Annotated in this window: 21 protein-coding genes; 10 read left to right on the forward strand and 11 right to left on the reverse strand. The window is 67.4% G+C overall.

Annotation, left to right across the window (positions count from 1 at the left end):
* Positions 1 to 124: 124 nt before the first annotated feature.
* The 3 genes from G7Y82_RS01365 (at position 125) to G7Y82_RS01375 (ending at position 4,290) form a co-directional block, all read left to right on the forward strand.
* On the forward strand, positions 125 to 1,837 hold the full coding sequence (locus G7Y82_RS01365; protein WP_168146198.1) for an FAD-binding protein: 1,713 nt from the start codon (positions 125 to 127) through the stop codon (positions 1,835 to 1,837).
* Complete coding sequence (locus G7Y82_RS01370) at positions 1,834 to 2,604, forward strand: SDR family oxidoreductase (protein ID WP_168146199.1); 771 nt, start codon at positions 1,834 to 1,836, stop codon at positions 2,602 to 2,604. Before G7Y82_RS01365 ends, G7Y82_RS01370 begins: the two co-directional genes overlap by 4 nt.
* A 99-nt stretch (positions 2,605 to 2,703) precedes the next feature.
* Positions 2,704 to 4,290, forward strand: coding sequence for a FadD3 family acyl-CoA ligase (locus tag G7Y82_RS01375; RefSeq protein ID WP_168146557.1), 1,587 nt, complete (start codon positions 2,704 to 2,706; stop codon positions 4,288 to 4,290).
* On the opposite strand, the gene G7Y82_RS01380 is transcribed toward G7Y82_RS01375, so the two are convergent.
* Positions 4,226 to 5,419, reverse strand: coding sequence for an MFS transporter (locus G7Y82_RS01380; RefSeq protein WP_168146200.1), 1,194 nt, complete (start codon positions 5,417 to 5,419; stop codon positions 4,226 to 4,228). The two genes, G7Y82_RS01375 and G7Y82_RS01380, sit on opposite strands and share 65 nt — an antisense overlap.
* Before the next feature lie 187 nt (positions 5,420 to 5,606).
* Between G7Y82_RS01380 and G7Y82_RS01385 the strand changes: the two genes are divergently transcribed.
* The 4 genes from G7Y82_RS01385 to G7Y82_RS01400 all read left to right on the forward strand — a co-directional run bounded on the left by G7Y82_RS01385 (position 5,607) and on the right by G7Y82_RS01400 (position 11,053).
* A complete protein-coding gene (locus G7Y82_RS01385; protein WP_168146201.1) occupies positions 5,607 to 6,137 on the forward strand; it encodes a bacteriohemerythrin in 531 nt (176 codons plus the stop codon).
* Positions 6,138 to 6,221: 84 nt separating this feature from the next.
* Positions 6,222 to 7,091, forward strand: a complete 870-nt coding sequence (locus G7Y82_RS01390; protein ID WP_168146202.1) for an SDR family NAD(P)-dependent oxidoreductase — start codon at positions 6,222 to 6,224, stop codon at positions 7,089 to 7,091.
* Between the two features lie 162 nt (positions 7,092 to 7,253).
* Positions 7,254 to 9,440 (forward strand): peptidyl-dipeptidase Dcp, encoded by a 2,187-nt coding sequence (gene dcp, locus G7Y82_RS01395; protein WP_168146203.1) that lies wholly within the window; start codon positions 7,254 to 7,256, stop codon positions 9,438 to 9,440.
* Positions 9,441 to 9,685: 245 nt separating this feature from the next.
* The gene (locus G7Y82_RS01400; protein WP_168146204.1) at positions 9,686 to 11,053 is read left to right on the forward strand and encodes an OmpA family protein; all 1,368 of its coding nucleotides are present in this window, start codon (positions 9,686 to 9,688) and stop codon (positions 11,051 to 11,053) included.
* Positions 11,054 to 11,104: 51 nt separating this feature from the next.
* Here G7Y82_RS01400 and G7Y82_RS01405 read toward each other — a convergent pair whose 3' ends face one another.
* From G7Y82_RS01405 to G7Y82_RS01425, 5 genes are all read right to left on the reverse strand, one after another.
* On the reverse strand, positions 11,105 to 12,358 hold the full coding sequence (locus G7Y82_RS01405) for a serine hydrolase domain-containing protein (RefSeq protein ID WP_168146205.1): 1,254 nt from the start codon (positions 12,356 to 12,358) through the stop codon (positions 11,105 to 11,107).
* Positions 12,359 to 12,400: 42 nt separating this feature from the next.
* Entirely contained in the window at positions 12,401 to 12,721 is a 321-nt protein-coding gene (locus G7Y82_RS01410; protein ID WP_168146206.1) for a 2Fe-2S iron-sulfur cluster-binding protein, read from the reverse strand.
* Positions 12,722 to 12,837: 116 nt separating this feature from the next.
* Positions 12,838 to 13,275, reverse strand: coding sequence for a 6-carboxytetrahydropterin synthase (locus G7Y82_RS01415; RefSeq protein WP_168146207.1), 438 nt, complete (start codon positions 13,273 to 13,275; stop codon positions 12,838 to 12,840).
* Complete coding sequence (locus G7Y82_RS01420) at positions 13,265 to 13,969, reverse strand: SDR family NAD(P)-dependent oxidoreductase (protein WP_168146208.1); 705 nt, start codon at positions 13,967 to 13,969, stop codon at positions 13,265 to 13,267. The genes G7Y82_RS01415 and G7Y82_RS01420 overlap by 11 nt, the downstream gene beginning before the upstream one ends.
* Positions 13,970 to 14,003: 34 nt before the next feature.
* Positions 14,004 to 14,624 (reverse strand): flavin reductase family protein, encoded by a 621-nt coding sequence (locus tag G7Y82_RS01425; RefSeq protein WP_168146558.1) that lies wholly within the window; start codon positions 14,622 to 14,624, stop codon positions 14,004 to 14,006.
* Between the two features lie 126 nt (positions 14,625 to 14,750).
* Between G7Y82_RS01425 and G7Y82_RS01430 the strand changes: the two genes are divergently transcribed.
* Positions 14,751 to 15,692 (forward strand): MBL fold metallo-hydrolase, encoded by a 942-nt coding sequence (locus G7Y82_RS01430; RefSeq protein WP_168146209.1) that lies wholly within the window; start codon positions 14,751 to 14,753, stop codon positions 15,690 to 15,692.
* A gap of 20 nt (positions 15,693 to 15,712) precedes the next feature.
* On the opposite strand, the gene G7Y82_RS01435 is transcribed toward G7Y82_RS01430, so the two are convergent.
* Together G7Y82_RS01435 and G7Y82_RS01440 are read right to left on the reverse strand one after the other, a co-directional pair.
* On the reverse strand, positions 15,713 to 17,614 hold the full coding sequence (locus tag G7Y82_RS01435) for a propionyl-CoA synthetase (protein WP_168146210.1): 1,902 nt from the start codon (positions 17,612 to 17,614) through the stop codon (positions 15,713 to 15,715).
* Between the two features lie 123 nt (positions 17,615 to 17,737).
* Positions 17,738 to 18,400: a LysE family translocator gene (locus tag G7Y82_RS01440; protein WP_168146211.1), complete on the reverse strand. Its 663-nt coding sequence runs from the start codon at positions 18,398 to 18,400 to the stop codon at positions 17,738 to 17,740.
* Positions 18,401 to 18,504: 104 nt separating this feature from the next.
* On the opposite strand from G7Y82_RS01440, the gene G7Y82_RS01445 reads away from it, so the two are divergent.
* Complete coding sequence (locus tag G7Y82_RS01445) at positions 18,505 to 19,950, forward strand: aminotransferase-like domain-containing protein (RefSeq protein ID WP_168146212.1); 1,446 nt, start codon at positions 18,505 to 18,507, stop codon at positions 19,948 to 19,950.
* Between the two features lie 5 nt (positions 19,951 to 19,955).
* Here G7Y82_RS01445 and G7Y82_RS01450 read toward each other — a convergent pair whose 3' ends face one another.
* Complete coding sequence (locus tag G7Y82_RS01450) at positions 19,956 to 20,222, reverse strand: metal/formaldehyde-sensitive transcriptional repressor (protein WP_168146213.1); 267 nt, start codon at positions 20,220 to 20,222, stop codon at positions 19,956 to 19,958.
* Between the two features lie 47 nt (positions 20,223 to 20,269).
* Here G7Y82_RS01450 and dmeF point away from each other — a divergent pair, with 47 nt between their 5' ends.
* Complete coding sequence (dmeF, locus tag G7Y82_RS01455; protein ID WP_168146214.1) at positions 20,270 to 21,214, forward strand: CDF family Co(II)/Ni(II) efflux transporter DmeF; 945 nt, start codon at positions 20,270 to 20,272, stop codon at positions 21,212 to 21,214.
* A gap of 20 nt (positions 21,215 to 21,234) precedes the next feature.
* Here the strand turns inward: dmeF and nfsB are convergent, their stop codons facing one another.
* Complete coding sequence (gene nfsB, locus G7Y82_RS01460; protein ID WP_168146215.1) at positions 21,235 to 21,903, reverse strand: oxygen-insensitive NAD(P)H nitroreductase; 669 nt, start codon at positions 21,901 to 21,903, stop codon at positions 21,235 to 21,237.
* 43 nt (positions 21,904 to 21,946) lie between these two features.
* Positions 21,947 to 22,957, reverse strand: coding sequence for a zinc-binding alcohol dehydrogenase family protein (locus G7Y82_RS01465; protein ID WP_168146216.1), 1,011 nt, complete (start codon positions 22,955 to 22,957; stop codon positions 21,947 to 21,949).
* Positions 22,958 to 22,984 lie beyond the last annotated feature (27 nt).

Genomic DNA, 22,984 nt, shown 5'->3' on the forward strand with positions numbered 1-22,984 from the left:
TGAGCCGGGCTCACCGAAACCGCCGTCTACGCTCATCCCATTGGACGAAGCTCGCGCGGCCGCGATCGAAATAATGCTGGAGCGATCCGCGCATCCTGCGCGTCACCGACGGTGCCACGGCCGCATGTCCAAAGCCCCTCACTCCGAAGCCGGCGGCAATCTGCCCATCGACGCGCCGCTGCACGCCGATGCGCAGACCGCGTGGGCGCTCGAATGCGATGTGCTGGTGGTCGGTTACGGCGCGGCCGGTGCCAGCGCCGCGATCGCCGCCGCCGAAGCCGGGGCGCAGACCCTGATCGTCGAGCGCTTCGACGGCGGCGGCGCCACTGCCAAGAGCGGCGGCATCGTCTATGCGGGCGGCGGCACGCGCCAGCAACGCCTGGCCGGCTACGACGATACGGCCGAGGCGATGTATCGCTATCTGCGCATCGAATGCGGTCTGGCCGACGGCGATGGCGCGGTCGGCGACGCGACGCTGCGCCGTTTCTGCGACGACAGCACGGCGATGATCGAGTGGCTGGAAAGCATCGGCGTGAACTTCGATTCCGATCCGCAGTATCTGCGCACGCAGCCGAAGACCTCGTACCCGCGCGACGGCATTTATCTTTACTACTCCGGCAACGAAGCGGTGAAGGAATACGCGGCGGTCGCCGCGCCGGCGCCGCGCGGCCATCGCGTGCGCGGCAGCTTCCTGTCCGGACGCACACTGTTCGAAACGCTGCGCGCGCGCGTCGACGCGCTCGGTGTGCGCACGCTACGACAGAGCGCCGTGCGCCGCCTCGTGGTCAATGCCGACGGCGCGGTCGTCGGCGCCGAGCTGCAGCGTCTGCGGCCGGATTCGCCGGCGGCCAAGCGTCACGCCAGACTGATGCGCCGCGCCGAGGCGCTGCACAACGTCGCGCCGGGCTGGGCCGATCGCCTGCGCGCGCAAGCGCTGGCGATCGAGAGCGCCGAAGGCGAACGTGTGCTGGTTCGCGCGCGCGGCGGCGTCATCCTCAGCGCCGGCGGCTTCATCTTCAATCGCGCGATGGTCGCCGAGCATGCCGCGAAGTTCGCGATGACCATGCGCCTCGGCGCCACCGGCTGCGACGGCAGCGGCATTCGCCTGGGTCTATCGGTCGGCGGCGCCGCGGCGCGCCTCGACAAGGTTTCGGCCTGGCGCTTCATCAATCCGCCCAGCGTCTGGCCGCAGGGCATCGTCGTCGACGCGCAGGGGCAGCGCTTCTGCAACGAGCAGGTCTACGGCGCCAAGCTCGGCGTCGCGATGTGCGAAGGGCACGGTGGCCGTGCCTGGCTGATCGTCGACAAACGCCTGCGCCGCGCGGCGATCCGCGAAGCATTGTTCGGCCGGCTGTGGGCGTTCCAGAGCATTCCGGCGCTGATCCTGATGCTGTTCGCGCCGCGCGCACGCAGCGCGGCGGCATTGGCGGCGCGCATCGGCATGCCCGGCGAGGCGCTGACGCGCAGCCTGACCGATTACAACAACGGCGTGCGCCGCGGCGACGACGTGCTCGGCAAGAGCCCGGCGTTCAGCGCTGAACTGACGCAGCCGCCGTACTACGCGCTCGATGTGTCCGCGCACAGCAAGACCTTCCCGTGCCCGGCGATCACGCTCGGCGGCTTGCGCGTCAACGAGGACAGCGGCGCGGTCCGCGACGACGCCGGCGGCGACATCGCCGGCCTCTACGCGGCTGGGCGCACGGCGATCGGCATCGCCTCGAATCACTACATCAGCGGCTTGTCGCTCGCCGACTGCCTGTGGTCCGGCCGTCGCGCCGGCCGCGCCGCTGCGCAGCACCGCCATCACAACGAAGATCGAGAGGAGCAGGCAGCATGACAGGACGGGTCTCGGGCAAGGTCGCGATCATCACCGGCGCCGCCAGCGGCGTCGGCAAGGAAGACGCGCTGCTGCTGGCGCGCGAGGGCGCGCGCGTGGTGCTGACCGACATCAACGAAGACGACGGCCGCGCGCTGGCGGCGCAGATCGGCGATGCCGCGCTGTTCGTCCGTCACGACATTTCGTCGGAGGACGACTGGAAGCAGGTCATCAAGACCACGCAGGACACGTTCGGCGGCGTCGACATCCTCGTCAACAATGCCGCGATCCTCGCGCAGGGCACGATCGAGTCGACGACGCTGGCACTGTGGCAGAAGATCCAGAAGATCAATTCCGACGGCTATTTCCTCGGCTGCCACTACGGCCTCGAAGCGATGAAATCGCGGCCGAGCGGCTCCATCGTCAACATGTCGTCGATGGCCGGCATCGGCGGTCAGTCGTCGTTCTGCGCGTACAGCGCGTCGAAGGCGGCGGTCGCCGGCCTGACGCGCAGCGTCGCCGCGCACTGCCGCGCGCAGCTGTACAAGATCCGCTGCAACTCGATTCATCCGGACGGCATCGCCACGCCGATGGTCTTCAACCTGCACAAGGACAAAAGCGCCGGCCCCGGCTATATCCGCGAGAAGGATCCGAAGCAGTTGCAGGCGCGCTTCGCGCAGCCGCAGGACATCGCCAATCTGGTGTTGTTCCTCGCCTGCGACGAATCGAAGTTCATCAACGGCGCCGAGATGCGCATCGACAACGGGTATCTCATGTGGGCGGATTGAGCGCCGTGCGCTCAATCCGCGCCTGTACGTCCTGTACAAGCCCGGGCCGTCCGTGGCCCGGACATTCAAATTGCAGCATTTCGCCCCTGCATGCCGAAGATGATTGAAACCGCACCACAGGCCTTCGCAGCGGCGGTCGCGCGGTATCGCGAGCGCACCGCCGTGGTCGCCGAGAATGGCGCAACGCTGACTTATGCCGCGCTCGATGCCTTGCGCCGCCAAGCGGCCAAAGCGCTGATCGCGCTCGGCGTGCAGCACGGCGAGCGCATCGCGATCTGGGCGCCGAACAGCGTCGAGTGGGTCGTCGCCGGCCTCGCGACGCAGGCGATCGGCGCAGCCATCGTGCCGATCAACACGCGCATGCGCGGCAATGAAGCGGCCTATGTGCTGCAACGTAGCGGTGCGCGCCTGCTGTTTTCGGTCGGCCGCTTTCTCGGCCAGCACTATCCGACGTTGGTCGCCCCGCAACGACCGGACACACTGGCGCAGATCGTCGTCGTCGAACATGCCGAGGCCGGCGATCTCGACTGGAACGCGTTCCTCGCGCACGGCGAGTCCATAGCCGACGCGACGCTGGACGCCCGCATCGCCGCGGTCGGGCCCGATGACACCCTCGACATCCTGTTCACGTCCGGCACCACCGGTCTGCCGAAGGGCGTGGTCACCACGCACGCGCAGAACCTGCGCGCGATTCGTGCGTGGTCGGCCTGCGTCGAACTGAGCGCCGACGACCGCTACCTGATCGTCAATCCGTTCTTTCATTCGTTCGGCTACAAGGTCGGCTGGCTGGCCGGTCTGATCGCCGGCGCCACAGTGCTGCCGCACGCGGTGTTCGACGCGCGCGCGATCCTGCAACGCATCGAGGCCGAACGCATTTCGGTGCTGCCAGGCCCGCCGACGCTGTTCATCAGCCTGCTCGATGATCCGCAGCGCGCGCAAACCGATCTGTCGTCGCTGCGCGCGACGATCACCGGCGCAGCAACGATCGCGCCGGCGTTGATCGAACGCATTCGTCGTGACCTGGGCTTTCGCATCGTGCTGACCGGCTACGGGCTGACCGAGACCTGCGGCATCGCGACGCTGTGCAATGCGCACGACGCCGCCGAGACCATCGCGCTGACGTCCGGCAAGGCGATTCCCGGCATCGAGCTGCGCTGCGTCGACGCCGACGGGCAAGCGGTCGCCACCGGCGAATCGGGCGAGATCGTGATTCGCGGCTACAACGTCATGCAGGGCTATCTCGACGATCCGCAGGCGACACGTGAGACCATCGCCGCCGACGGCTGGCTGCATACCGGCGATGTCGGCCATCTCGACGCGCGCGGCTATCTGCGCATCACCGATCGCGTCAAGGACATGTACATCAGCGGCGGTTTCAACTGCTATCCGGCCGAGATCGAGCGCATGCTCGCCGCACACCCGGCGATCGCACAGAGCGCCGTGGTCGGCGTGCCCGATGCGCGCCTGGGTGAAGTCGGCAAGGCCTACGTGGTGCTGCGCCCCGGGCAGGCGCTCGATGCGCCGACGCTGATCGCGTGGTGCCGCGAGCAGATGGCCAACTACAAGGTGCCGCGCCAGGTCGCCTTCGCCGACACGCTGCCGACCAATGCGTCCGGCAAGGTCATGAAGTTCCAACTGCGCGCGCGCGCGGACGCAGCGCCAGCGCCAGCAACGCCGCCGCACTGAATACCGCGCCGGCGACGAAGGTGTCGCGCGGCCCGAGCAGATCCCAGAGCAGGCCGGCGACGAGACTGGCGATCAGCGTGGCGATGCCGGCGGCAAGGTTGAAGAAGCCGAATGCGGTGCCGCGCAGCGCCGGCGGCGCGGCGTCGGCGACCAGGCGCGCGAACAAGCCCTGGGTCATGCCCATGTGCAGCCCCCACAACAGCACGCCGATCCACAGCCGTGCGCGACCGCCGCTGGCCAGCAACAGATCGGCGGCGATCAGCACCGCGATCCCGGCCGCCAGCAGCGTGCCGTGGTGGCCACGATCGGACAGCTTGCCGAACGGGTAGGCGGAGAGCATGTAGGCCGCGTTCATCGCCACCAGCACCAGCGGCACCTGCGCCGTCATCATGCCGTCCTTGCTGAGGCGCAGCACCAGAAAGCCCTCGGAGAATCGCGCCAGCGTGAACACCGCGCCGATCGCGACGATGCTCCAGTACGCCACGCCAAACTGGCGCAGGCTGGCGCCGCGCAGCGGATTGACGCGGGCCGGCCCGCCGGCCGCCGGCGGCTCGCGCAGGCCGAAGCCGAGCAGCAGCACGGCGAGCAGACCGGGCACGATGGCGACGCCGAATACGCTGCGGATGTCGCCGGACCAGGCCAGCATCAGCACGACGCCGAGCAGCGGCCCGGCAAAGGCACCGACGGTATCGAGCGTCTGGCGCAAACCGAAGGCCGCGCCACGCATCGCCGGCGGCGTCAGCTCGGCCACCATCGCATCGCGCGGCGCACCGCGAATGCCCTTGCCGACACGGTCGACGAGCCGCGCGGTCAACACCCAGCCGGCGCTCGACGCCAGCGCGAACAGCGGCTTCGACAGCGCGCCCAGGCCATAGCCGATCACCGCCAGCGACTTGCGACGGCCGAGCCAGTCGGAGAAGGCCCCGGAGAAGATCTTGACGATCATGGCGGTGGCCTCACCGGCGCCTTCGATGAGGCCGAAGGTCAAGGCGCTGGCACCCAATGTGCCGACCAGGAACACCGGCAGCAGGCTGTGAATCAGCTCCGACGACACGTCCATCAACAGGCTGACGAAGCCGAGCACCCAGACGCCGGTGGGAATGCGCGATGTGCTTGCAGGAAGCGCCATGTTGGGGCCGATCTCGGAGTCCTTGTGCACTGCACTGTAGTCGCGCCGTCATGTCGCAGCCAGGGCGCCTCAACCCCGAGGGCCGCACGTGGAACGCCGCGCGGCGCAGCGCGCATTGACCTTCAGCAATTTTGCCGCGCGTTACCCAGACAATACTGCCGGCTCCCCCGCTTTCCCGGAGCCCGTGATGCCGCTCGCCGATACTCTGTCCACACGTGCCGCACCGCGCAGCGTCGCGACGCCCGCACCGCTGATCGTCTGGACGCCGGAACTCAGCGTCGGCATCGACGAAATCGACGCACAGCACAAGCTGCTGGTCGATCTGCTCAACCAGCTGCATGTCGCGATTCTCACGCAGCACGGCAGCGCCGAGGCCATGCACGTACTGCACGAACTGATCGACTACACGCGCATTCACTTCGCCGTCGAGGAGAGCCTGATGCGCGTGCTCGGCTATCCGGACTACGAGGCGCACAAGGCCAGCCACGAGCAATTGCTCGAGCAGGTGCTGAACCTGCAGCGCCGGCTGATCGACGAGGGCCAGGGCATCACCTTCGAGCTGTTGCACTTCCTCAAGCGCTGGCTGTCGGTGCACATCATGGAGACCGACCGCTCGTACACGCCGCACTTTCTCGCGCGCGGCATCCAGGCGCGCTACGAAAAGCCGTCGCTGCTGCGCCGTCTGTGGTCGCGCGCCGCGCCCGGCGCGCCCCGCTGAAACCGCCGCTCGGCGGCGTTCGCTCGTTCGGACGAGGCCCGGCCCAAGCGCCTCCGGCACGCTGGGCGCTGGAGGAGAACGAGCATGAACACCAACAAACCACTGCGCGACGTCGTTGCCGTCGTCACCGGCGCCTCACGCGGTGCCGGCAAGGGCATCGCCCTCGCACTCGGCGCACAGGGCGCCACCGTCTACGTCACGGGTCGGTCGCTGCAGGAAGGCGACGCGCCGTTGCCGGGCACCATCGCCGGCACCGCCGAGGCGGTGACCCAGGCCGGTGGCCGCGGCATCGCCGTGGCCTGCGATCACGCCAGGGACGCCGACGTGCAAGCGCTGTTCGAACGCGTCAAGGCCGAACAGGGCAAGCTCGACATCCTCGTCAACAACGCGACCTTCCTGCACGACAAGCTGACCGACAAGGGCGGCTTCTGGACCAAGCCGCTGGCGCTGGTCGACATCCTCGACGTCGGCCTGCGTTCGGCCTATGTCGCCAGCTGGTACGCGGCACCGCTGATGGTCGAGCAGCAGAACGGCCTGATCGCGTTCACGTCGTCGTTCGGCGCCAGCTGCTACATGCACGGCCCGGCCTACGGCGCGCAGAAGGTCGGCGTCGACAAGTTCGCCAAGGACATGGCCGTCGATCTCAAGGCGCACAACGTGGCCGCGGTCTCGATCTGGATGGGCATGCTGCGCACCGAGCGCACGCGGCGCGTGATGGACGCCGAACCGGACAAGTACGCGGGCTTCTGGGAAATCGCCGAAACACCCGAGTTCACCGGCCACCTGATCGGCAGGCTGTACCGCGACGACGCGCGCGCGGAGAAGTCCGGACAGGTGCTGATCGGCGCCGAACTGGCGCAAGAATACGGCCTCAGTGACGAGGGCCGCCAGCCGCCGTCGCACCGGCCGATGCTGGGCAGCCCGGCACAGGCGCATCCGGCCATCGTCGAGTAGCGGCGCAGCGTCAGCTGACACCGGCATGAAAGCGCGTTCATCGAGTCTGGGGGTTGTCCCCCCTGCGTCATCGGGCCATCGTCGGTAGAGTGCGGAGGTTGCGCGTCGGCGTCATCGACGCCGCCGATAACTAGACAGGCCCAAGCCCGGAATACTCGAAAGATGATGAAATCCCGCACGCTCGTGTTCGCGTCCGCCGTCGCCCTGACGGCGTGTGCGCAGACTCCGACCCAGCCGATCGCGGCCCCCGCCGCGATGCCCGCCCCGGCCACTGCCACGCCACCGGCGTCGCTGGCCGGCAATCCGTTCATGACCGAAAGCACGCTGCCGTTCCAGGCGCCGCCGTTCGACAAAATCAAGGAAAGTGACTACGGCCCGGCGATCGAGGAAGGCATGCGCGAAAGCCTCGTCGAGATCGACAAGATCGCCAACGATCCGGCGCCGCCGACGTTCGAGAACACTTACGTCGCGATGGAAAAATCCGGCGAGCTGCTGAACCGCGTGATGCCAGTGTTCGATGCCGTGACCAGCGCCAACACCTCGCCGGCGCTGCAGCAGCTGCAGGAAGAGCTGGCGCCGAAGCTCGCGGCCTATCAGGACGCGATCACGATGAACGAGCGCCTGTTCGCGCGCATCCAGGCCGTCTACAACGAGCGCAGCACGCTGCATCTGGATCCGGAAAGCCTGCGCCTCGTCGAGGTCGTCTATCGCCAGTTCGTGCTCGGCGGCGCCAAGCTGTCGGCCGACGACAAGGCCCAGCTGAAGAAACTCAATGCCGAGGTGTCGACGCTGTCGTCGCAGTTCGTCAACCGCCTGGTCACGGCGACCAAGGACGGCGCGGTGGTGATCGACGACAAGTCGAAGCTGGCCGGCATGTCGGACGGCGACATCGCCGCCGCCGCGCAGGCCGCCAAGGACCGCGGCCTCGACGGCAAGTGGGTGCTGACGCTGCAGAACACCACGCAGCAGCCGCTGTTGCAGGATCTGGACGATCGCGCCACCCGCGAGGAGCTGTTCAACGCATCGTGGACGCGCGCCGAGAAGGGCGACGACAACGACACGCGCAAGATCATCGAGAAGATGGCCAAGCTGCGTGCCGAACAGGCCAAGCTGCTCGGCTTCCCGAACTACGCGGCGTGGAAGCTGCAAAGCCAGATGGCGCGTGATCCGCAGACCGCGCTGGCCTTCATGCGCAAGCTGGCGCCGGCGGCCGTAGCCCGCGCCGAACGCGAAGCCGCCGATATCCAGGACGCCATCAACCGCGACGGCAAGCACTTCAAGCTCGCCGCCTGGGACTGGCAGAAGTACTCCGCGCAGGTGCGCAAGGAGAAGTACGATCTCGACGAGTCGCAGATCAAGCCGTACTTCGAACTCAACCGCGTGCTCGAGGACGGCGTGTTCTACGCCGCCAACCAGCTCTACGGCCTGACGTTCAAGGAGCGCAAGGACATCCCGGTCTATCAGACGGACGTGCGCGTGTTCGAGGTCTTCGACAAGAACGGCAAGTCGCTTGCGCTGTTCTATTGCGATTACTTCAAGCGCGACAACAAGAGCGGCGGCGCGTGGATGAGCAACTTCGTCGGCCAGTCGAAGCTGCTCGGCACCAAGCCGGTGATCTACAACGTCGCCAACTTCACGAAGCCGGCACCGGGCCAGCCGGCGCTGCTGTCGTACGACGACGTCGTGACCATGTTCCACGAGTTTGGCCATGCGCTGCACGGCATGTTCGCCGACCAGGAATACCCGACGCTGTCCGGCACCGCGACGGCGCGCGACTTCGTCGAGTTCCCGTCGCAGTTCAACGAGCACTGGGCCGACGATCCGAAGATCTTCGCGCACTACGCCCGTCACTATAAGACCGGCGCGCCGATGCCGGCCGCGCTGGTGGCCAAGCTCAACAAGTCCAAGCTGTTCAACAAGGGCTATGACATGACCGAGCTGGTCGCCGCGGCGCTGCTCGACATGGATTGGCACACGCTCGGTGCCGATGCGCCGCTGCAGGACGCCGACCAGTTCGAAGCCGCGGCGCTCAAGCACGAGCACATCGACCTGTCGTACGTGCCGCCGCGTTATCGCTCGAGCTACTTCCTGCACATCTGGGGCAACGGCTATGCGGCCGGCTACTACGCCTACCTGTGGACGGAAATGCTCGCCGACGATGCCTTCGAGTGGTTCAAGGAGAACGGCGGCCTGACCGCCGCCAACGGTCAGCGCTTCCGCGACATGGTGTTGTCGCGCGGCAACAGCGAAGACCTGGCGACGATGTACCGCGCCTTCCGCGGGCAGGATCCGAGCATCGAGCCGATGCTCGAAGACCGCGGCCTGAAGGCCATGCCGACCAAGCCCTGAGCTGATCGGCCGAGTATTGAAAAAGCCCGCCTCGCGCGGGCTTTTTCATGTCCGACAGTCAGCTGCGCTTCAGTTAAACGGGCCGTTCGTCATGTCAGTGCCACAAGTGCGATGGGTTCTCTATGCTATGCACGGGACAGGGAATCGGGCATGGCGCCCGAGAACCTCAAGACTAGAAACCTCGGTTGGGCTGCACGGGCACGCTGCGGCGTGTCTGCCATAACAATCAAACTGCGGAGAGGGATATGTCGAAGTTCAAGCTTGCATCCATAGGCGGCGGTCTGGCCGTCATGACCGGCGCTGCGCTGCCATGGGCCGCACATGCCGCCACCGGCCCGTACATCGGTCTCGAAGGCGGACTGAATCTGCTGGACAACCAGACGATACGCGACAGCGCGACGGGCAACGATTACGCGAAGATCGAATTCAAGAACGGCTGGATGGCGGGCGGCGTCGCCGGCTTCAGCTTCGCCAACGGTCTGCGACCCGAGCTCGAATATTCGTATCGCCGCAACTCGCTGCAGCGCTTCGAAATGCCGGCGGGCGGCATCCTCAGCCCGGCGGTCGATACCACCAATGTCAAAGGCCACCAGTCGGCCGACACGGCGATGTTCAACGTCTGGTATGACCTGAAGTGGTTCGCGCCGTTCCGGCCTTACCTCGGCGCCGGTATCGGTGCGTCGCGCGTCTCGATCAACAATTTCAATGTTGATGGCACCGCATTGCGCAGCGACAACAACTGGGTGCTTGCGTGGCAGGCTGGTGCCGGCGTCGCGTTCGATTTCAACGAGCATTTCTCGACGTCGATCGACTACCGCTTCCTGCGTACCGCCTTCGACGACTACGCGGTCGGCAGCGCGGGTGCCGAGTACCGCACCAACTACCAGTCGAACTCGATCATGCTCGGCATGCAGTACCACTTCGGCAAGAAGGAGGCGCCGCCCCCGCCGCCCGCACCGGAACCGGTTGCCGTCGTGCCACCGGCGGAACCACCGGCTCCGCCGCCGCCGCCACCGCCGCCGCCGCCCTGCGAGGTCCAGCCGGGTGCCGCGCACGTCGACTTCTCGGGTTGCAAGGCCGGAGACACGGTGCTGCTGCGCGGCGTCAACTTCGAGTTCGACAAGGCCAAGCTGACGCTCAATGCCAAGACCCTGCTCGATCCGGTGGCCGATGCGCTGGTCGCGCGCCCGGACATCACGGTCGAGATCGACGGTTACACCGACAGCAAGGGCTCCGACGCGTACAACCTGAAGCTGTCCGACGCGCGCTCCAAGTCGGTGATGGACTATCTGGCCGCGCACGGCGTCGATGCCAGCCGCATGACGACGAAGGGTTACGGCGAAGCCGATCCGATCGGCGACAACAGCACCGACGAAGGCCGCGAGCAGAACCGCCGCGTGCAGCTCAAGGTGACGGCTGCCGACGATCCGGGCTCGGTCAGCGTCGCGCCGCCGGCCGGGACTGAAGCACCGCCGGCGCCGGCTGAACCCGCCGCACCGGCAGCACCGGAAGCGCCGGCCGCACCGTCCAGCGACAGTGCGACGACGCCCGACGTACCGCCGGGCACCGAGGTGGAGACGTTGCCGGAACCGAGTCCGTCGAACAGCAACTGAGCTGACGGGCTGTTGAGACGAAGCCCCGGCCGCTGAAGGCCGGGGCTTTTTTCATGCGCGCTGCTGCGGGCAGTGCGCAGCGATGGCGCGCAACACGCCGATCATGCGCGTGAGGATGGTCGGCGCCATCGACTTGCCGGTGTTGAGCAGGGCCACCGACAGATCGCGCGACGGATCGGCCCAGCACAGCACGCTGACGAAGCCGAGATGACCGAACGCGTCGCCGCTGCGCGGACCGAACAGTCCGGCCGGATTCTGGCCGAGCATGAAGCCCGGCGAATAGCGCAGCGGCACCAGCAGCGTGCGGTCGAACTGCACGCCGCCGATCGGCCGGATCGCGTCGGCGACCGTTTCCGGACGCAGGATGCGCACACCGTCCAGCTCGCCGCCGTTGAGCAGCATCTGAAAGATGCGGCTGACGTCGTCGGCCGATGCATAGATGTTGCCGGCCGGCACCACGCTCGACAGGAAGGCTTCGTCATTCGACGCGCGCACGGCGGCATCGAACGGCACGCCGACCACGTGCTTGACGTAGGTCGTGACCGGCCAGAACGGATGCGGCCCGGTCATCGCATTGGTCGGCGCCAGATGCCGCAGTTCGGGCTTGAGGCCGTAAGTCGTGTAGCGCAGCTTCAGCGGCCGCGCGATCCACTCGTCGAGCAGCGCCGGCAATTCGCGGCCACTGGCGCGACGCACGACTTCGCCGACGATGAAGCCGGCCGACAGGGCGTGATAAGCCTGCTTGCCGAAGTCCGGATCGAAGGGCTGGGCCGCGCAGAGCATGGCGATGATGCGGTCCCAGTCGTGCAGCATCTCCGGCCGCGGATCGAGCTCCGGCACATCGGGAATGCCGGCGCGGTGCGCGAGCAAGCCGCGGATCGTCACGCGGTCCTTGCCGTGCGCGCCGAACTCGGGCACGTAGTCGACAACACGATCGTCGAGCGACAGCACGCCATCATCGACCAGCTTGTGCACCAGCAGCGCGCTGATCGCCTTCGATGCCGAAAACAGGCTGACCGGCGAGTCGGGGCGCATGACCACCGGCACCTCGTCGTCGTCGGCGAGATTGCCGCGCACGCAGCCGACCGAGCGCTTGAGCACGACCTGCCCCCGGCGGCGCAGCACGACGGTGATGGCCGGATGGATGGCGCCACGGAACAGGTGTTCGACCGACGACCAGATCGCCTCACGGCCTTCGACGCTCATGCCGGCGAGACGCGGATCGACCTCGGCCTCGCGGTCGATGCGCACCACGGCGGTCAGATCATCCGGGACGCGGACGCGGTGCCAGAGTTTGCGGCCCACGGCCCCCGCCAGTTGTCGTGCCTGCATCGACATGACCGGCCTTCAGAACTGGCGCGCCGGCATGCGCACGACCAAACCGTCGAGTGCATCGCTGAGCTGAATCTGGCAGCCGAGACGGCTACCAGTCTGCGGATCGATCACGCCTTCAAGCATGGCCTGTTCCATCTCGTCGGCCGGTACCAGCTTCGCGGCCCAGGCATCATCGACATAGACGTGGCAGGTCGCGCACGAGCAGCAGCCGCCACAGTCACCGACGATGCCGGAGACCAAGTGATTGGTGGCGATGTCCATCAGGTTCTGGCCGGCATCGGCGTCGATGCTGCGGCTGACGCCGTCCGGCTGGATGAAAACGATCTTGGGCATACGCGGGCGTCGGTCTCGGTCATCGGGCGGCCGGCGCTCCACTGGCCTGCCCCCACAGGTTATGTCGGCACATCATCGCCCGAACCCGACGCCGCTTGCAGTCCGGCCCTACCGGCCTATTCGCCGCGATAGGTCGCCCAGTTCTTCTCGGTCTCGTGCAGCGTCAGCTCGTACAGCAACTCGCCGAAGCGCGGCTTCAGGGCATTCCAGAACACGACGACCAGATTCTCGACGGTCGGGTTGATGCCGGCACACAGCGGCGAGTCGACATTGAGATTGCGATGATCGACATGGTCGAGCACCTGCGCCTGCAGCGCATCCCGCATTTCGGTGAGATTGACGACGACGCCGGTCCTGGGGTCGATGCCGCCACGCAGCGTCAGTTCGATCACATAGTTGTGGCCGTGACCGTGTGGCCTGGCACAGGGCCCGAACAAGGTTTCGTTTTCGTCGGCGCTCAGTTCGTCCGACCACAACCGGTGCGCGGCGGCGAACGTCGCGCGCCGCGTCAGATAAACCACCGGCCGCGCCGCCGGCCCGGTTTCAGTCGTCATTGCAATGCACCTCGACAATGGTGCCGGTGATCGGTGCCGAGCGCGCGCGATCGAGCAGAAAGGCCACGGTCGGCGCGATGTCGTCGGGCAGTGTCTTGGCCTCAACGCCGAGGCCGTCGAGCATCGCTGTCTTCATCGTGCCCGGCGCCACGGCGTTGACGCGGATGCCGTGCGGCTTGCCTTCCAGCGCCAGCGCTTCGGTGAGGCCGACGACGGCGTGCTTGGACGTCGCATAGGCACCAAAGCCGCTGAAGCGCTGCATGCCACGCAGGCCGCCGAGCGACGAGATGTTGACGATGTCGCCCTTGATGCCGGCCGCACGCCAGCGGCGCATCGCCGCACGGCAGGCGTTGAATGTGCCGCCGACGTTGATCGCCATGACCTCGGCGAAACGCTCGGGCGTCAACGCGTCCCAGATGTCGCCACGGCCGAGGATCGCGGCACTGCAGACCAACGCATCGGGAGAGAAGTCGCTGATCGCGCCTTCCACTTCCGCCGCATCACGCACGTCGAGCACATAGGTTTCGACCGGGTGACCGGCGTCGCGCAGCTCGTGCGCCAGCGCCTGCAAGGGATCAATGCGGCGGCCCGCCAGCGCCACGCGCCAGCCGTCGGCAGCCAGCGCGCGCGCCACAGCGCCGCCGAGCCCGGTACCGCCGCCGGTGATGAAGACTGATCTGGGTTTTGCGTCCATGCCGACGATTGTCGCATGCCCGCGTGACGGGTCGTCAGGCCCCTGGACGCCACATGTAGGAGCGTTGCGCGTCACTGACCGAGAAGTAGTCGGCCGGACCGCCGCCGCGCAGCAGCGGTTCGGCGAGCACCGTGTCGTAGACGCCGTCGACCAGCATCGCCTTGTCGATGTGCACGGCGACCACCTCACCGAGCACCAGCCAGGTCTGCAGCGGCGCGTCGTGCTGGTCGCGCAGTTGCAAGATCTGTGTCAGTCGGCATTCGAACGACACCGGGCTGGCGGCGACGCGCGGCGCCCGCACAAGGCGCGACGGCGCCTTGTCGAGACCGGCGCGCTCGAACTCGTCGACGCCGTGCGCAAACGGCGCGCAGGTCTCGTTCATCGCCTCGCCGAGCGTCTGCGTTGCCAGGTTCCAGACGAATTCGCGGGTCTGTGCGATGTTGCGAACGCTGTCTTTGTAGCCGATCGACGCAAAGCCGATCACCGGCGGCTGGTAATTGAACGCGTTGAAAAAACTGTACGGGGCGAGATTGCAGCAGCCGTCACCGTCGCACGACGAAATCCAGCCGATCGGGCGCGGCGCGATGATGCTGTTGAGCGGGTCGTGGGCGAGGCGGTGGCCGCGAGCCGGTTCGTAATAGTGAAAGTCGGTCATGATGTCCGCAAAATAGCGGCACCCTGTGCCGCTGCTCGGCGCGCCGCTGCGGCGGCGCAGGAATTCACCCACGCATTGTCGCCGTTTTGAGCGGCTTTGCATGCTCCGCCGTCAACGAGATCTGCCATGTCCTCGCTTCGTTACGCCACGCTCGCTCCCCTCGCCCTGTCGCTGATCGCGCTGACCGGCAACGCCCAGGCGGCCGGCAACGGCTCCGTCGCCGACGGCTATGTGCGCATCAAGCTCGGCGGCTTCACCGTCATCGCCTTGTCCGACGGCACCATGCAGATGCCGGCCGGCAAGCTGCTGATTCCCGATCCCGCACATCCGGACGAGGTCCGCGATCTGCTCGGCAAGGCCTTCGACGGTACGGTGCCGACCAGCGACAACGCATTTCTGATCGACACCGGCAGCCAGCGCGTGCTGATCGATGCCGGCGGCGGCCAGAACCTCGGGCCCGGCATGGGGCAGGTCGTGACGCATCTGCGCGCCGCCGGTTACACGCCGGAGCAGATCGACAGGGTGCTGATCACGCATCTGCATCCCGATCACGTCGGCGGCATCGTCCACGACGGCAAGGCGGTGTTCCCGAACGCCGTGATCGGCATGAGCGCCGACGAAGCGGCAGCGTGGACAACGCCGCAGGCCGCGGCGAATCCGCAGACCAAGGACGTCGCGGCCAAGGCGATCGCCGCACTGGCACCGTATCGCGCCACCGGCCACATCGAGACCTTCAAGTCTGGCGCGACCATCGTGCCGGGCATCACCGCCGAGGAGCGGGCCGGTCACACGCCGGGCCACACCACCTACCGCGTGCAGAGCGGCGGCAAGACCTTGCTGGCCTGGGGCGATGTCGTGCATGTCGCCGCCGTGCAGTTCCCGGACCCCAAGGTGACGATCCACTACGACAGCGTGCCGGCCGAAGCCGAAGCGGCGCGCGCGGCGCTCTTTGCGCAGGCATCGACCGACGGCGAGTGGATCGCCGCTGCGCATATCGCCTTCCCCGGCATCGGTCATATTGCCGCCGGGCACGACGGCGCCTACGTCTGGCAAGCGCTCAAGCCGTAAGCGGCCCGCGCGTCGTCGCCTCAGGCCGGCGGTGACGTGCGCGGCGCCAGCGTCGCGGCGATCTCGTCGAGCACGCGCGGCTCGTCGATGGTGGCCGGCATCGCATACGGCTGACCGTCGGCGATCGAGCGCATCGTCGCGCGCAGCACCTTGCCGGAGCGCGTCTTCGGCAGCCGCGCGACGACGTGCACCTGCTTGAACGCGGCGACCGCGCCGATCTGCTCGCGCACCGCCGCGACCAGCTCGCGGCTGATGTCGTCGGCGCTCTTGGCAACGCCGGACTTGAGCACCACCAGCCCCACCGGAATCTGGCCTTTCAGCGCGTCGGCGGCACCGATCACCGCGCATTCGGCGACGTCCGGATGGCTGGCCAGCACCTGCTCCATCTCGCCGGTCGACAGGCGATGGCCGGCGACGTTGATGATGTCGTCGATACGCGACATCACCCACAGATAGCCGTCCTCGTCGACCATGCCGGCGTCGCCGGCCAGGTAGTAGCCGGGATAGCGCGCCAGGTAGTTGTCGCGATAGCCCTGCTCGTTGTTCCACATCGTCAGCAGCGTGCCCGGCGGCAGCGGCAGCTTGATGACGACGTTGCCGATCTCGTTCGGCTTGGCGCGCGCACCGTGCTCATCGAGCACCTGCACGTCGTAACCGGGAACCGGCAGCGCCGCCGAGCCGGGCTTGACCGGCACCGCTTCGATGCCGAGCGGATTGGCGATCGCCGGCCAGCCGAGTTCGGTCTGCCACCAGTTGTCGATCACCGGTCGCTGCAGCAACGCGCCGGCCCAGGCGATGGTGTCCGGGTCGCAGCGTTCGCCGGCCAGGTACAGCGTGCGAAACGCCGACAGGTCATAGCCCTCGAGCAGCTCGCCCTTCGGATCTTCCTTCTTGATCGCGCGAAACGCGGTCGGCGCGGTGAAGAAGGCCTTGACCTTGTGCTGCGAGATCACGCGCCAGAACGCACCGGCATCCGGCGTACCGACCGGCTTGCCTTCGTAGAGGATGGTCGTGCAGCCGGACAGCAGCGGCCCGTAGACGATGTACGAGTGGCCGACCGCCCAGCCGATGTCCGACGCCGCCCAGAACGTATCGCCGACGCCGCAGCCGTAGACGGCCTGCATCGAGTAGCGCATCGCCACCGCATGGCCGCCGTTGTCGCGGACCACGCCCTTGGGCTTGCCGGTGGTGCCGGACGTGTACAGCACGTAGAGCGGATCGGTGGCCGCCAGCGGCACGCAGTCGGCCGGCGTCGCGGCGGCGACGGCATCCTGCCAGTCGACATCGCGACCCGCCGTCATCATCGCCAGCGCCTGCGGCCGCTGCAGGACAATGGTGCGCGGCACCTTGTGCGCGGCGATCGCGATCGCCTGATCGAGCAGCGGCTTGTATTCGACGATGCGGCCGGGCTCGATACCGCAGGACGCGGACACCACCAGCACCGGCTCGGCGGCATCGATGCGCTTGGCCAACTCCGGCGCGGCGAAACCGCCGAACACCACCGAGTGCACGGCGCCGATGCGCGCACAGGCCAGCATCGCGATCACCGCCTCCGGCACCATCGGCATGTAGATGACGACGCGGTCGCCACGTCCGACGCCGTTGTCGCGCAGCGCGCCGGCAAAGGTCGCCACGCGGTCGCGCAGCTCGCGGAACGTGAAGCTTGCGACGGTGCCGGTCACCGGACTGTCGTAGACCAGCGCCGGCACGTCGCCGCGGCCTTCGTCGATCCAACGGTCGAGCGCGTTGTCGCAGGTATTCAGTTCACCACCGCTGAACCAGCGGTACATCGGCGCAGCGCTGTCATCGAGCACGCGCGTCCACGGCCGGGTCCAGCGCAGCCCCGCAGCCTGCTCGGCCCAGAACGCTTCGGGCGCTTCGATCGAACGACGGAAGGTTTCGGCATAGGCAGCGGCGGACATGCGGATCTCCTCTTGTATGGCCCGGCCGCACGCCGGGCAACTCCCGGCAGTGTAACGGTCGTGCCGGCCCGCACATCATGCATTCCGCCGAGCCCGCGCCGCTTGATCCGCATCAACGCGCCGTCAGCGCCCGATCGCCAGCGTGCCATCGGTGCCGACATGCTGGTGCGGCGGCGCATACGGCTCGATCATCCACAGCGCCGTGGCCAACAGCAGGCCAGCCATCGTCACCGAGAACAGTAGACGCACCCGAGGCCGCGCCAGATGGCGGCGCAACTGCGCGCCGAGCAGCGCCCAACTGAAGATGCACGGCAGATTGATCGCGCCGAACACCACGACCAACAACGCGGTGCGCGGCACGATCGACCATTCGAGTTGCGCCATCAAGGTCGCGCCCGACGCGGCCATCGACCAGGCCTTGGGGTTGACCCACTGGAACAGCACCGCGTCGACGAAGCGCATCGGCCGCAACCGGGCGTCCGGCGCCGCCGCGGTCGGCGGCGGTTCGAGCATGCGCACCGCCAGCCACAGCAGATACAGCGCGCAGGCGGCCGATGCGATCGCCGCGGCCGCCGGCCAGGCGGCGATCAGCGCACCGAGGCCGAGCGCGGCGGCGGCGAGCAGGATGCAGAAACCGATGGACACACCGGCCAGATGTGCCGCCGTGCGGCGCAGACCGAATCGCACGCCGGAATTCATCAGCATGATGTTGTTCGGACCCGGCGTGATCGAACTGACGAAGGCCAGCGACATCAGGGCCGGCAGCAGACTGAGCACGGTCTGCATGACACCACTCCAGCTTCAAGGGGAGCCGCAGCATAGGTATCGACGGCCAACCGTAACAGATACACTCGACGCCAATTTCACCTGTAACAGTTAGAGCGCAGGCGATGGACGATCTGCATGACGGCGGCATCGAGGCGCCGCTCTACATCCGCATTGCCGACGAGCTCGCCGGGCGCATCGCCAGCGGTCAGCTCGCCGTCGGCGAGCGCGTGCCGTCGGTGCGCACGCTGGCCCAACAGAAGCGACTGAGCCCGACCACGGCGCTAGCGGCGCTACGCCACCTCGAACAGCGCGGCGACATCGAGGCACGACCCCAGTCCGGCTACTACGTGCGCCAGCGGCCGCAGGCGCTGCCGGCACCGGACATGAGCCGCACCGCGCGGCGACCGCGCTATGTCGCCGTCAACGAATTGTTCGCTCGACTGATCCACGCGTCGGCGCGCGCCGACATCGTGCCGCTCGGCTCGGCGGTCCCGGAACACGACTGGTATCCGGCGCAAACCCTGCAGCGCGCGCTGTCCGCCGCCGTGCGGCGGCGCCCGCAGTGGATGACCGAATACGGGCACTACTTCGGCGTCGACGCGCTGCGCCACGAGATCGCGCGGATGTACGCCGGCATGGGCTGCAGCATCGACCCCGATGAGGTGCTGATCACCAACGGCTGTATGGAAGCCTTGAATCTGGCACTGCGCGCGATCGCCGCGCCGGGCGATGTCATCGCCGTCGAGTCACCGACCTTCTTCGGCTTTCTGCAGATCATCGAGAACCTCGGTATGAAGGCGGTCGAGATCGCCACCGATCCGCACGAGGGCATCTCGCTCGATGCGCTGCGCGGCGTGCTCGAACGCGACGGCACACCGGTGCGCGCGCTGCTGCTGTCGCCGACCGTCGGCAATCCGCTCGGCACGACGATGCCGGAGGCGCGACAACGCGAGCTGCTGGCGCTCTGTGCGCGGCATCAGGTCGAGATCATCGAAGACGACGTCTACGGCGATCTGCATTTCGGCAGCGCGCGGCCGCCGCCGCTGAAGGCGCTCGACACACAGGGCATCGTCACGCTCTGTGCGTCGTTCTCGAAGACGCTGGCGCCCGGCATGCGCATCGGCTGGATCCTCGGCGGCGCCCGCACGGACGCCTTGCGCCTCGACAAGTTCGTCAGTTCGGTGGCGACACCGGCGATGCTGCAACAGAGCGTCGCCGACTTCCTGCAGCAGCGCGCCTATCTGCGTCACCTGAGCGGCCTGCGCCGCGCGTGCCGGCAGCAGATCGATCGTTTCAGCGACGCCGTCGAGCGTCACTTCCCGGCCGGCACGCGGCTCAGTCGGCCGCAGGGCGGTTTCGTGCTGTGGCTGGAACTGCCGCCGCCCTGCGACAGCCTCGCGTTGCACGATCGCGCACTTGAACACGGCATCAGCTTTGCGCCGGGGCCGCTGTTTTCGAGCAGCGGCCAATACCGCAACGCGCTACGTCTGAATTGTGGCCGCGAGTTGAGCCACACCGTCGAAGCGGCGCTGCGCACGCTCGGCGGGCTGGCCAAGCACATGATCTGAGCGCGCTACTTCAGATACGAGCGCAACACGCGCACGACGTTCTCGACCTCGTCGGCGTCGGCGCCGGGTGCCGGCACCAGATGCTCGCGCAAATGCCCTTGCAGCACCTCCGACATCAGGCCGTTGACGCCGCCGCGTACTGCGGCGATCTGTTGCAGCACCGCGCCACATTCGCTTTCGCCTTCGATCGCCGCCCGCAGGCTTTCGAGCTGACCCTGCAGGCGGCGGACGCGGTTGAGCAGCGGTTTCCTGTCGCGAATCGTGTGCGCCATCAACGTTCCTCATATACTCCCCCTGAGTATATAGGCGATATCCGGACATGACGCATTCACACGCCTTCAACGACGGCAACCCCCTGGCCGAGCGACGCACCGCCTGGGCCACGACGCTAACCGCGGTGATGATGGTGATCGAGATCACCGGCGGCTGGCTGTCGAACTCGATGGCCCTGCTCGCCGACGGCTGGCATATGAGCTCGCACACGCTGGCACTGGGCCTGGCGCTGTTCGCGTACATGATGGCGCGGCGCTTTGCTCATGACCGCCGCTTCGCGTTCGGCACCTGGAAGATGGAAGTGCTGGGCGGCTACACCAGCGCGATCCTGCTGCTGCTCGTCGCCGCGACCATGGCCTGGGAATCGATCGCTCGACTGCTGGCACCGACAGCGATCCACTACGACGAGGCGATCGCCATTGCCATCGTCGGTCTCGCCGTCAATCTCGGCTGCGCGGCACTGCTGCATGGCGGCCACGCGCATCATCACCACGGCCACGATCACGGGCGCGGCGGGCATCACCACCACGATCGTCATGACCACCATGACCATGCGCATGCCGACCTGAACCTGCGCGCCGCCTATCTGCATGTGGTCGCCGACGCGGCGACCTCGGTGCTGGCCATCGTCGCCTTATTGGGTGGCCGCTGGTTCGGCGCCGCCTGGCTGGACCCGATGATGGGCATCGTCGGTGCCGTGCTGGTCGCGGTCTGGGCGGCCGGCCTGCTGCGCTCGACGTCCAAGGTGCTGCTCGACGCCGAAATGGACGCACCGGTGGTCGACGAAATCCGCGAGGTGCTGGCCGCCAGCCAGCCGCCGGTGGCGCTGCAGGACCTGCACGTCTGGCGCGTCGCGCAGCACAAGTACGCCTGCATCGTCGGCGTCGAAAGCGGCGACAGCCGGGCGCCCGACGACTATCGCCAAGCGCTGTCCGTGCACGAGGAACTCGTGCACATCACGGTCGAAATCAACCGCCCCCCCGCGGCCTGATCGCGGCGGGCCGGCCGCGGTCAGATGTGCGTGAGCACCCGCTCGGCCGACAGCCGCGACTTCGGTAGCCTGGCGTTGAAGTCGCTGGCACTACGGCGCCCCAGGGCCAGCAGCACGACGCTGGCATAGCCCTGCTCGCCAAGCCCCAGCGCCGCATCGATCGCATCATGGTCGATACCTTCCATCGGCGCCGCGTCGATACCGGCTGCCGCCGCCGCGTAGAGCAGCGAGCCGAGCGCCAGATAAACCTGCTTTTCCATCCAGTGGCGCAGATCACCGCGGGTCTTGCGATGCAGGTCGACGTACATCAGCCGCGACTTGGCCTGTCCGGCGCGCGCCGCATCGTCGGCAAAGCGACCAGCCGCCTGATCCTGCGCCAGCAAGGTGTCGAGATAGGCGTCGTCGATGCCGGTGCGCACGCATAGCGCGATGACATGCGAGGCGTTCTTCACTTTCGCGGCGTTGTAGGCGTAGCCGTCTTCGAGGGTCGCGGCGATGCGCGCCTTGCCGTCGTCGCTGGTGGCAACGACGAAGTGCCAGGGCTGCGAATTCACCGACGACGCGCTCAGGCGCAGCGTTTCCAGCAACGCGTCGATCGTGGCGTCGTCGATGCGGAAGGCCGGATCGAAGGCCTTGGTGGTATAGCGCGAGCGCGCCACGTCGACGAGCTGTTCGGGGGACAAAGGCATTGGCCTTTCCTTGCTTTTGCTTGGGGGATGAGGATAGCCAGCTTCAGGCGAAGCCTTCGAGTACCAGCTTGCCGCGTGCACGATGGCTTTCGATCAGTGCATGCGCCCGGCGTAGATTCTCAGCACTGATTGTGCCGAAATGCGCACCCAGCGTGCTGCGCAGAGTGCCACTGTCAATCAGTTCGGCGACACGCGTCAGCAGCTGGTGCTGACGGATCATATCCGCGGTCTCGAACAGCGAGCGCGTGAACATCAGCTCCCAGCGCAGCGACAGGCTCTTGCGCTTCAGCGGTACGGCATCAAGCGCTTCCGGATCATCGATCAGCGCCAGCCGGCCCTGTGGCGCCAGCGCCTCGATGATCTGCGCATAGTGCGCGTCGGTATGCGTGAGGCTGGCGACGTGCTCGACGGCCGGTACGCCGATACGGTGCAACCCGTCGACCAGCGGCTGGCGGTGATCGATCACCTGATGCGCGCCGAGTTCGCGAATCCACTGCTGAGTCTCGGGTCGCGATGCGGTACCGATCACCGTCAGTTCCGTCAGCTGCCGTGCAAGCTGCACGAGCATCGAGCCGACACCGCCGGCGGCGCCGATGATCAGCAGATGCTCGCCGGCGCCGCCACCCTCGGCGATCTGCAGACGATCGAACAGCAGCTCCCAGGCGGTGATCGCCGTCAGCGGCAGCGCCGCCGCCTGCGCGTCGCCGAGCGTCTTCGGCTTCGGGCCAACGATGCGCTCGTCGACGAGCTGATATTCGGCATTCGAGCCAGGGCGCGCGATCGAGCCGGCGTAGTACACCGCATCGCCGGGACGGAAGAGCGTCACATCGCGGCCGATGGCGTCGACGACGCCGCAGGCGTCCCAGCCGAGCACACGCGGTGCATCGACGGCGGAGCCTGCGCGGACCTTGGCATCGACCGGGTTGACGGAAACGGCCCGCACGCGCACCAGCAGGTCACGCGGCCCCGGTACCGGCTTGGGCAACTCGACCTCCACCAGCGACAGCGGATCGTCGGGTGGCAAGCCATGTTGGAGATAGGCGATCGCTTTCATAAGGCTTTCTCGAAGCAGAATGAGATA

The organism is Solimonas marina (assembly GCF_012241385.1).
Taxonomy (GTDB): domain Bacteria; phylum Pseudomonadota; class Gammaproteobacteria; order Nevskiales; family Nevskiaceae; genus Solimonas; species Solimonas marina.

What these genes read in the sequence shown, in the direction of transcription:
- G7Y82_RS01420 (WP_168146208.1), bottom strand. Translation starts at nt 13,969, where the DNA reads ATGGACGCAAAACCCAGATCAGTCTTCATCACCGGCGGCGGTACCGGG.
- G7Y82_RS01390 (WP_168146202.1), top strand. Translation starts at nt 6,222, where the DNA reads ATGAACACCAACAAACCACTGCGCGACGTCGTTGCCGTCGTCACCGGC.
- G7Y82_RS01435 (WP_168146210.1), bottom strand. Translation starts at nt 17,614, where the DNA reads ATGTCCGCCGCTGCCTATGCCGAAACCTTCCGTCGTTCGATCGAAGCG.
- G7Y82_RS01400 (WP_168146204.1), top strand. Translation starts at nt 9,686, where the DNA reads ATGTCGAAGTTCAAGCTTGCATCCATAGGCGGCGGTCTGGCCGTCATG.
- G7Y82_RS01430 (WP_168146209.1), top strand. Translation starts at nt 14,751, where the DNA reads ATGTCCTCGCTTCGTTACGCCACGCTCGCTCCCCTCGCCCTGTCGCTG.
- dcp (WP_168146203.1), top strand. Translation starts at nt 7,254, where the DNA reads ATGATGAAATCCCGCACGCTCGTGTTCGCGTCCGCCGTCGCCCTGACG.
- G7Y82_RS01415 (WP_168146207.1), bottom strand. Translation starts at nt 13,275, where the DNA reads ATGACGACTGAAACCGGGCCGGCGGCGCGGCCGGTGGTTTATCTGACG.
- G7Y82_RS01380 (WP_168146200.1), bottom strand. Translation starts at nt 5,419, where the DNA reads ATGGCGCTTCCTGCAAGCACATCGCGCATTCCCACCGGCGTCTGGGTG.
- G7Y82_RS01450 (WP_168146213.1), bottom strand. Translation starts at nt 20,222, where the DNA reads ATGGCGCACACGATTCGCGACAGGAAACCGCTGCTCAACCGCGTCCGC.
- dmeF (WP_168146214.1), top strand. Translation starts at nt 20,270, where the DNA reads ATGACGCATTCACACGCCTTCAACGACGGCAACCCCCTGGCCGAGCGA.
- G7Y82_RS01365 (WP_168146198.1), top strand. Translation starts at nt 125, where the DNA reads ATGTCCAAAGCCCCTCACTCCGAAGCCGGCGGCAATCTGCCCATCGAC.
- G7Y82_RS01410 (WP_168146206.1), bottom strand. Translation starts at nt 12,721, where the DNA reads ATGCCCAAGATCGTTTTCATCCAGCCGGACGGCGTCAGCCGCAGCATC.
- G7Y82_RS01370 (WP_168146199.1), top strand. Translation starts at nt 1,834, where the DNA reads ATGACAGGACGGGTCTCGGGCAAGGTCGCGATCATCACCGGCGCCGCC.
- G7Y82_RS01375 (WP_168146557.1), top strand. Translation starts at nt 2,704, where the DNA reads ATGATTGAAACCGCACCACAGGCCTTCGCAGCGGCGGTCGCGCGGTAT.
- G7Y82_RS01465 (WP_168146216.1), bottom strand. Translation starts at nt 22,957, where the DNA reads ATGAAAGCGATCGCCTATCTCCAACATGGCTTGCCACCCGACGATCCG.
- G7Y82_RS01440 (WP_168146211.1), bottom strand. Translation starts at nt 18,400, where the DNA reads ATGCAGACCGTGCTCAGTCTGCTGCCGGCCCTGATGTCGCTGGCCTTC.
- G7Y82_RS01385 (WP_168146201.1), top strand. Translation starts at nt 5,607, where the DNA reads ATGCCGCTCGCCGATACTCTGTCCACACGTGCCGCACCGCGCAGCGTC.
- nfsB (WP_168146215.1), bottom strand. Translation starts at nt 21,903, where the DNA reads ATGCCTTTGTCCCCCGAACAGCTCGTCGACGTGGCGCGCTCGCGCTAT.
- G7Y82_RS01425 (WP_168146558.1), bottom strand. Translation starts at nt 14,624, where the DNA reads ATGACCGACTTTCACTATTACGAACCGGCTCGCGGCCACCGCCTCGCC.
- G7Y82_RS01445 (WP_168146212.1), top strand. Translation starts at nt 18,505, where the DNA reads ATGGACGATCTGCATGACGGCGGCATCGAGGCGCCGCTCTACATCCGC.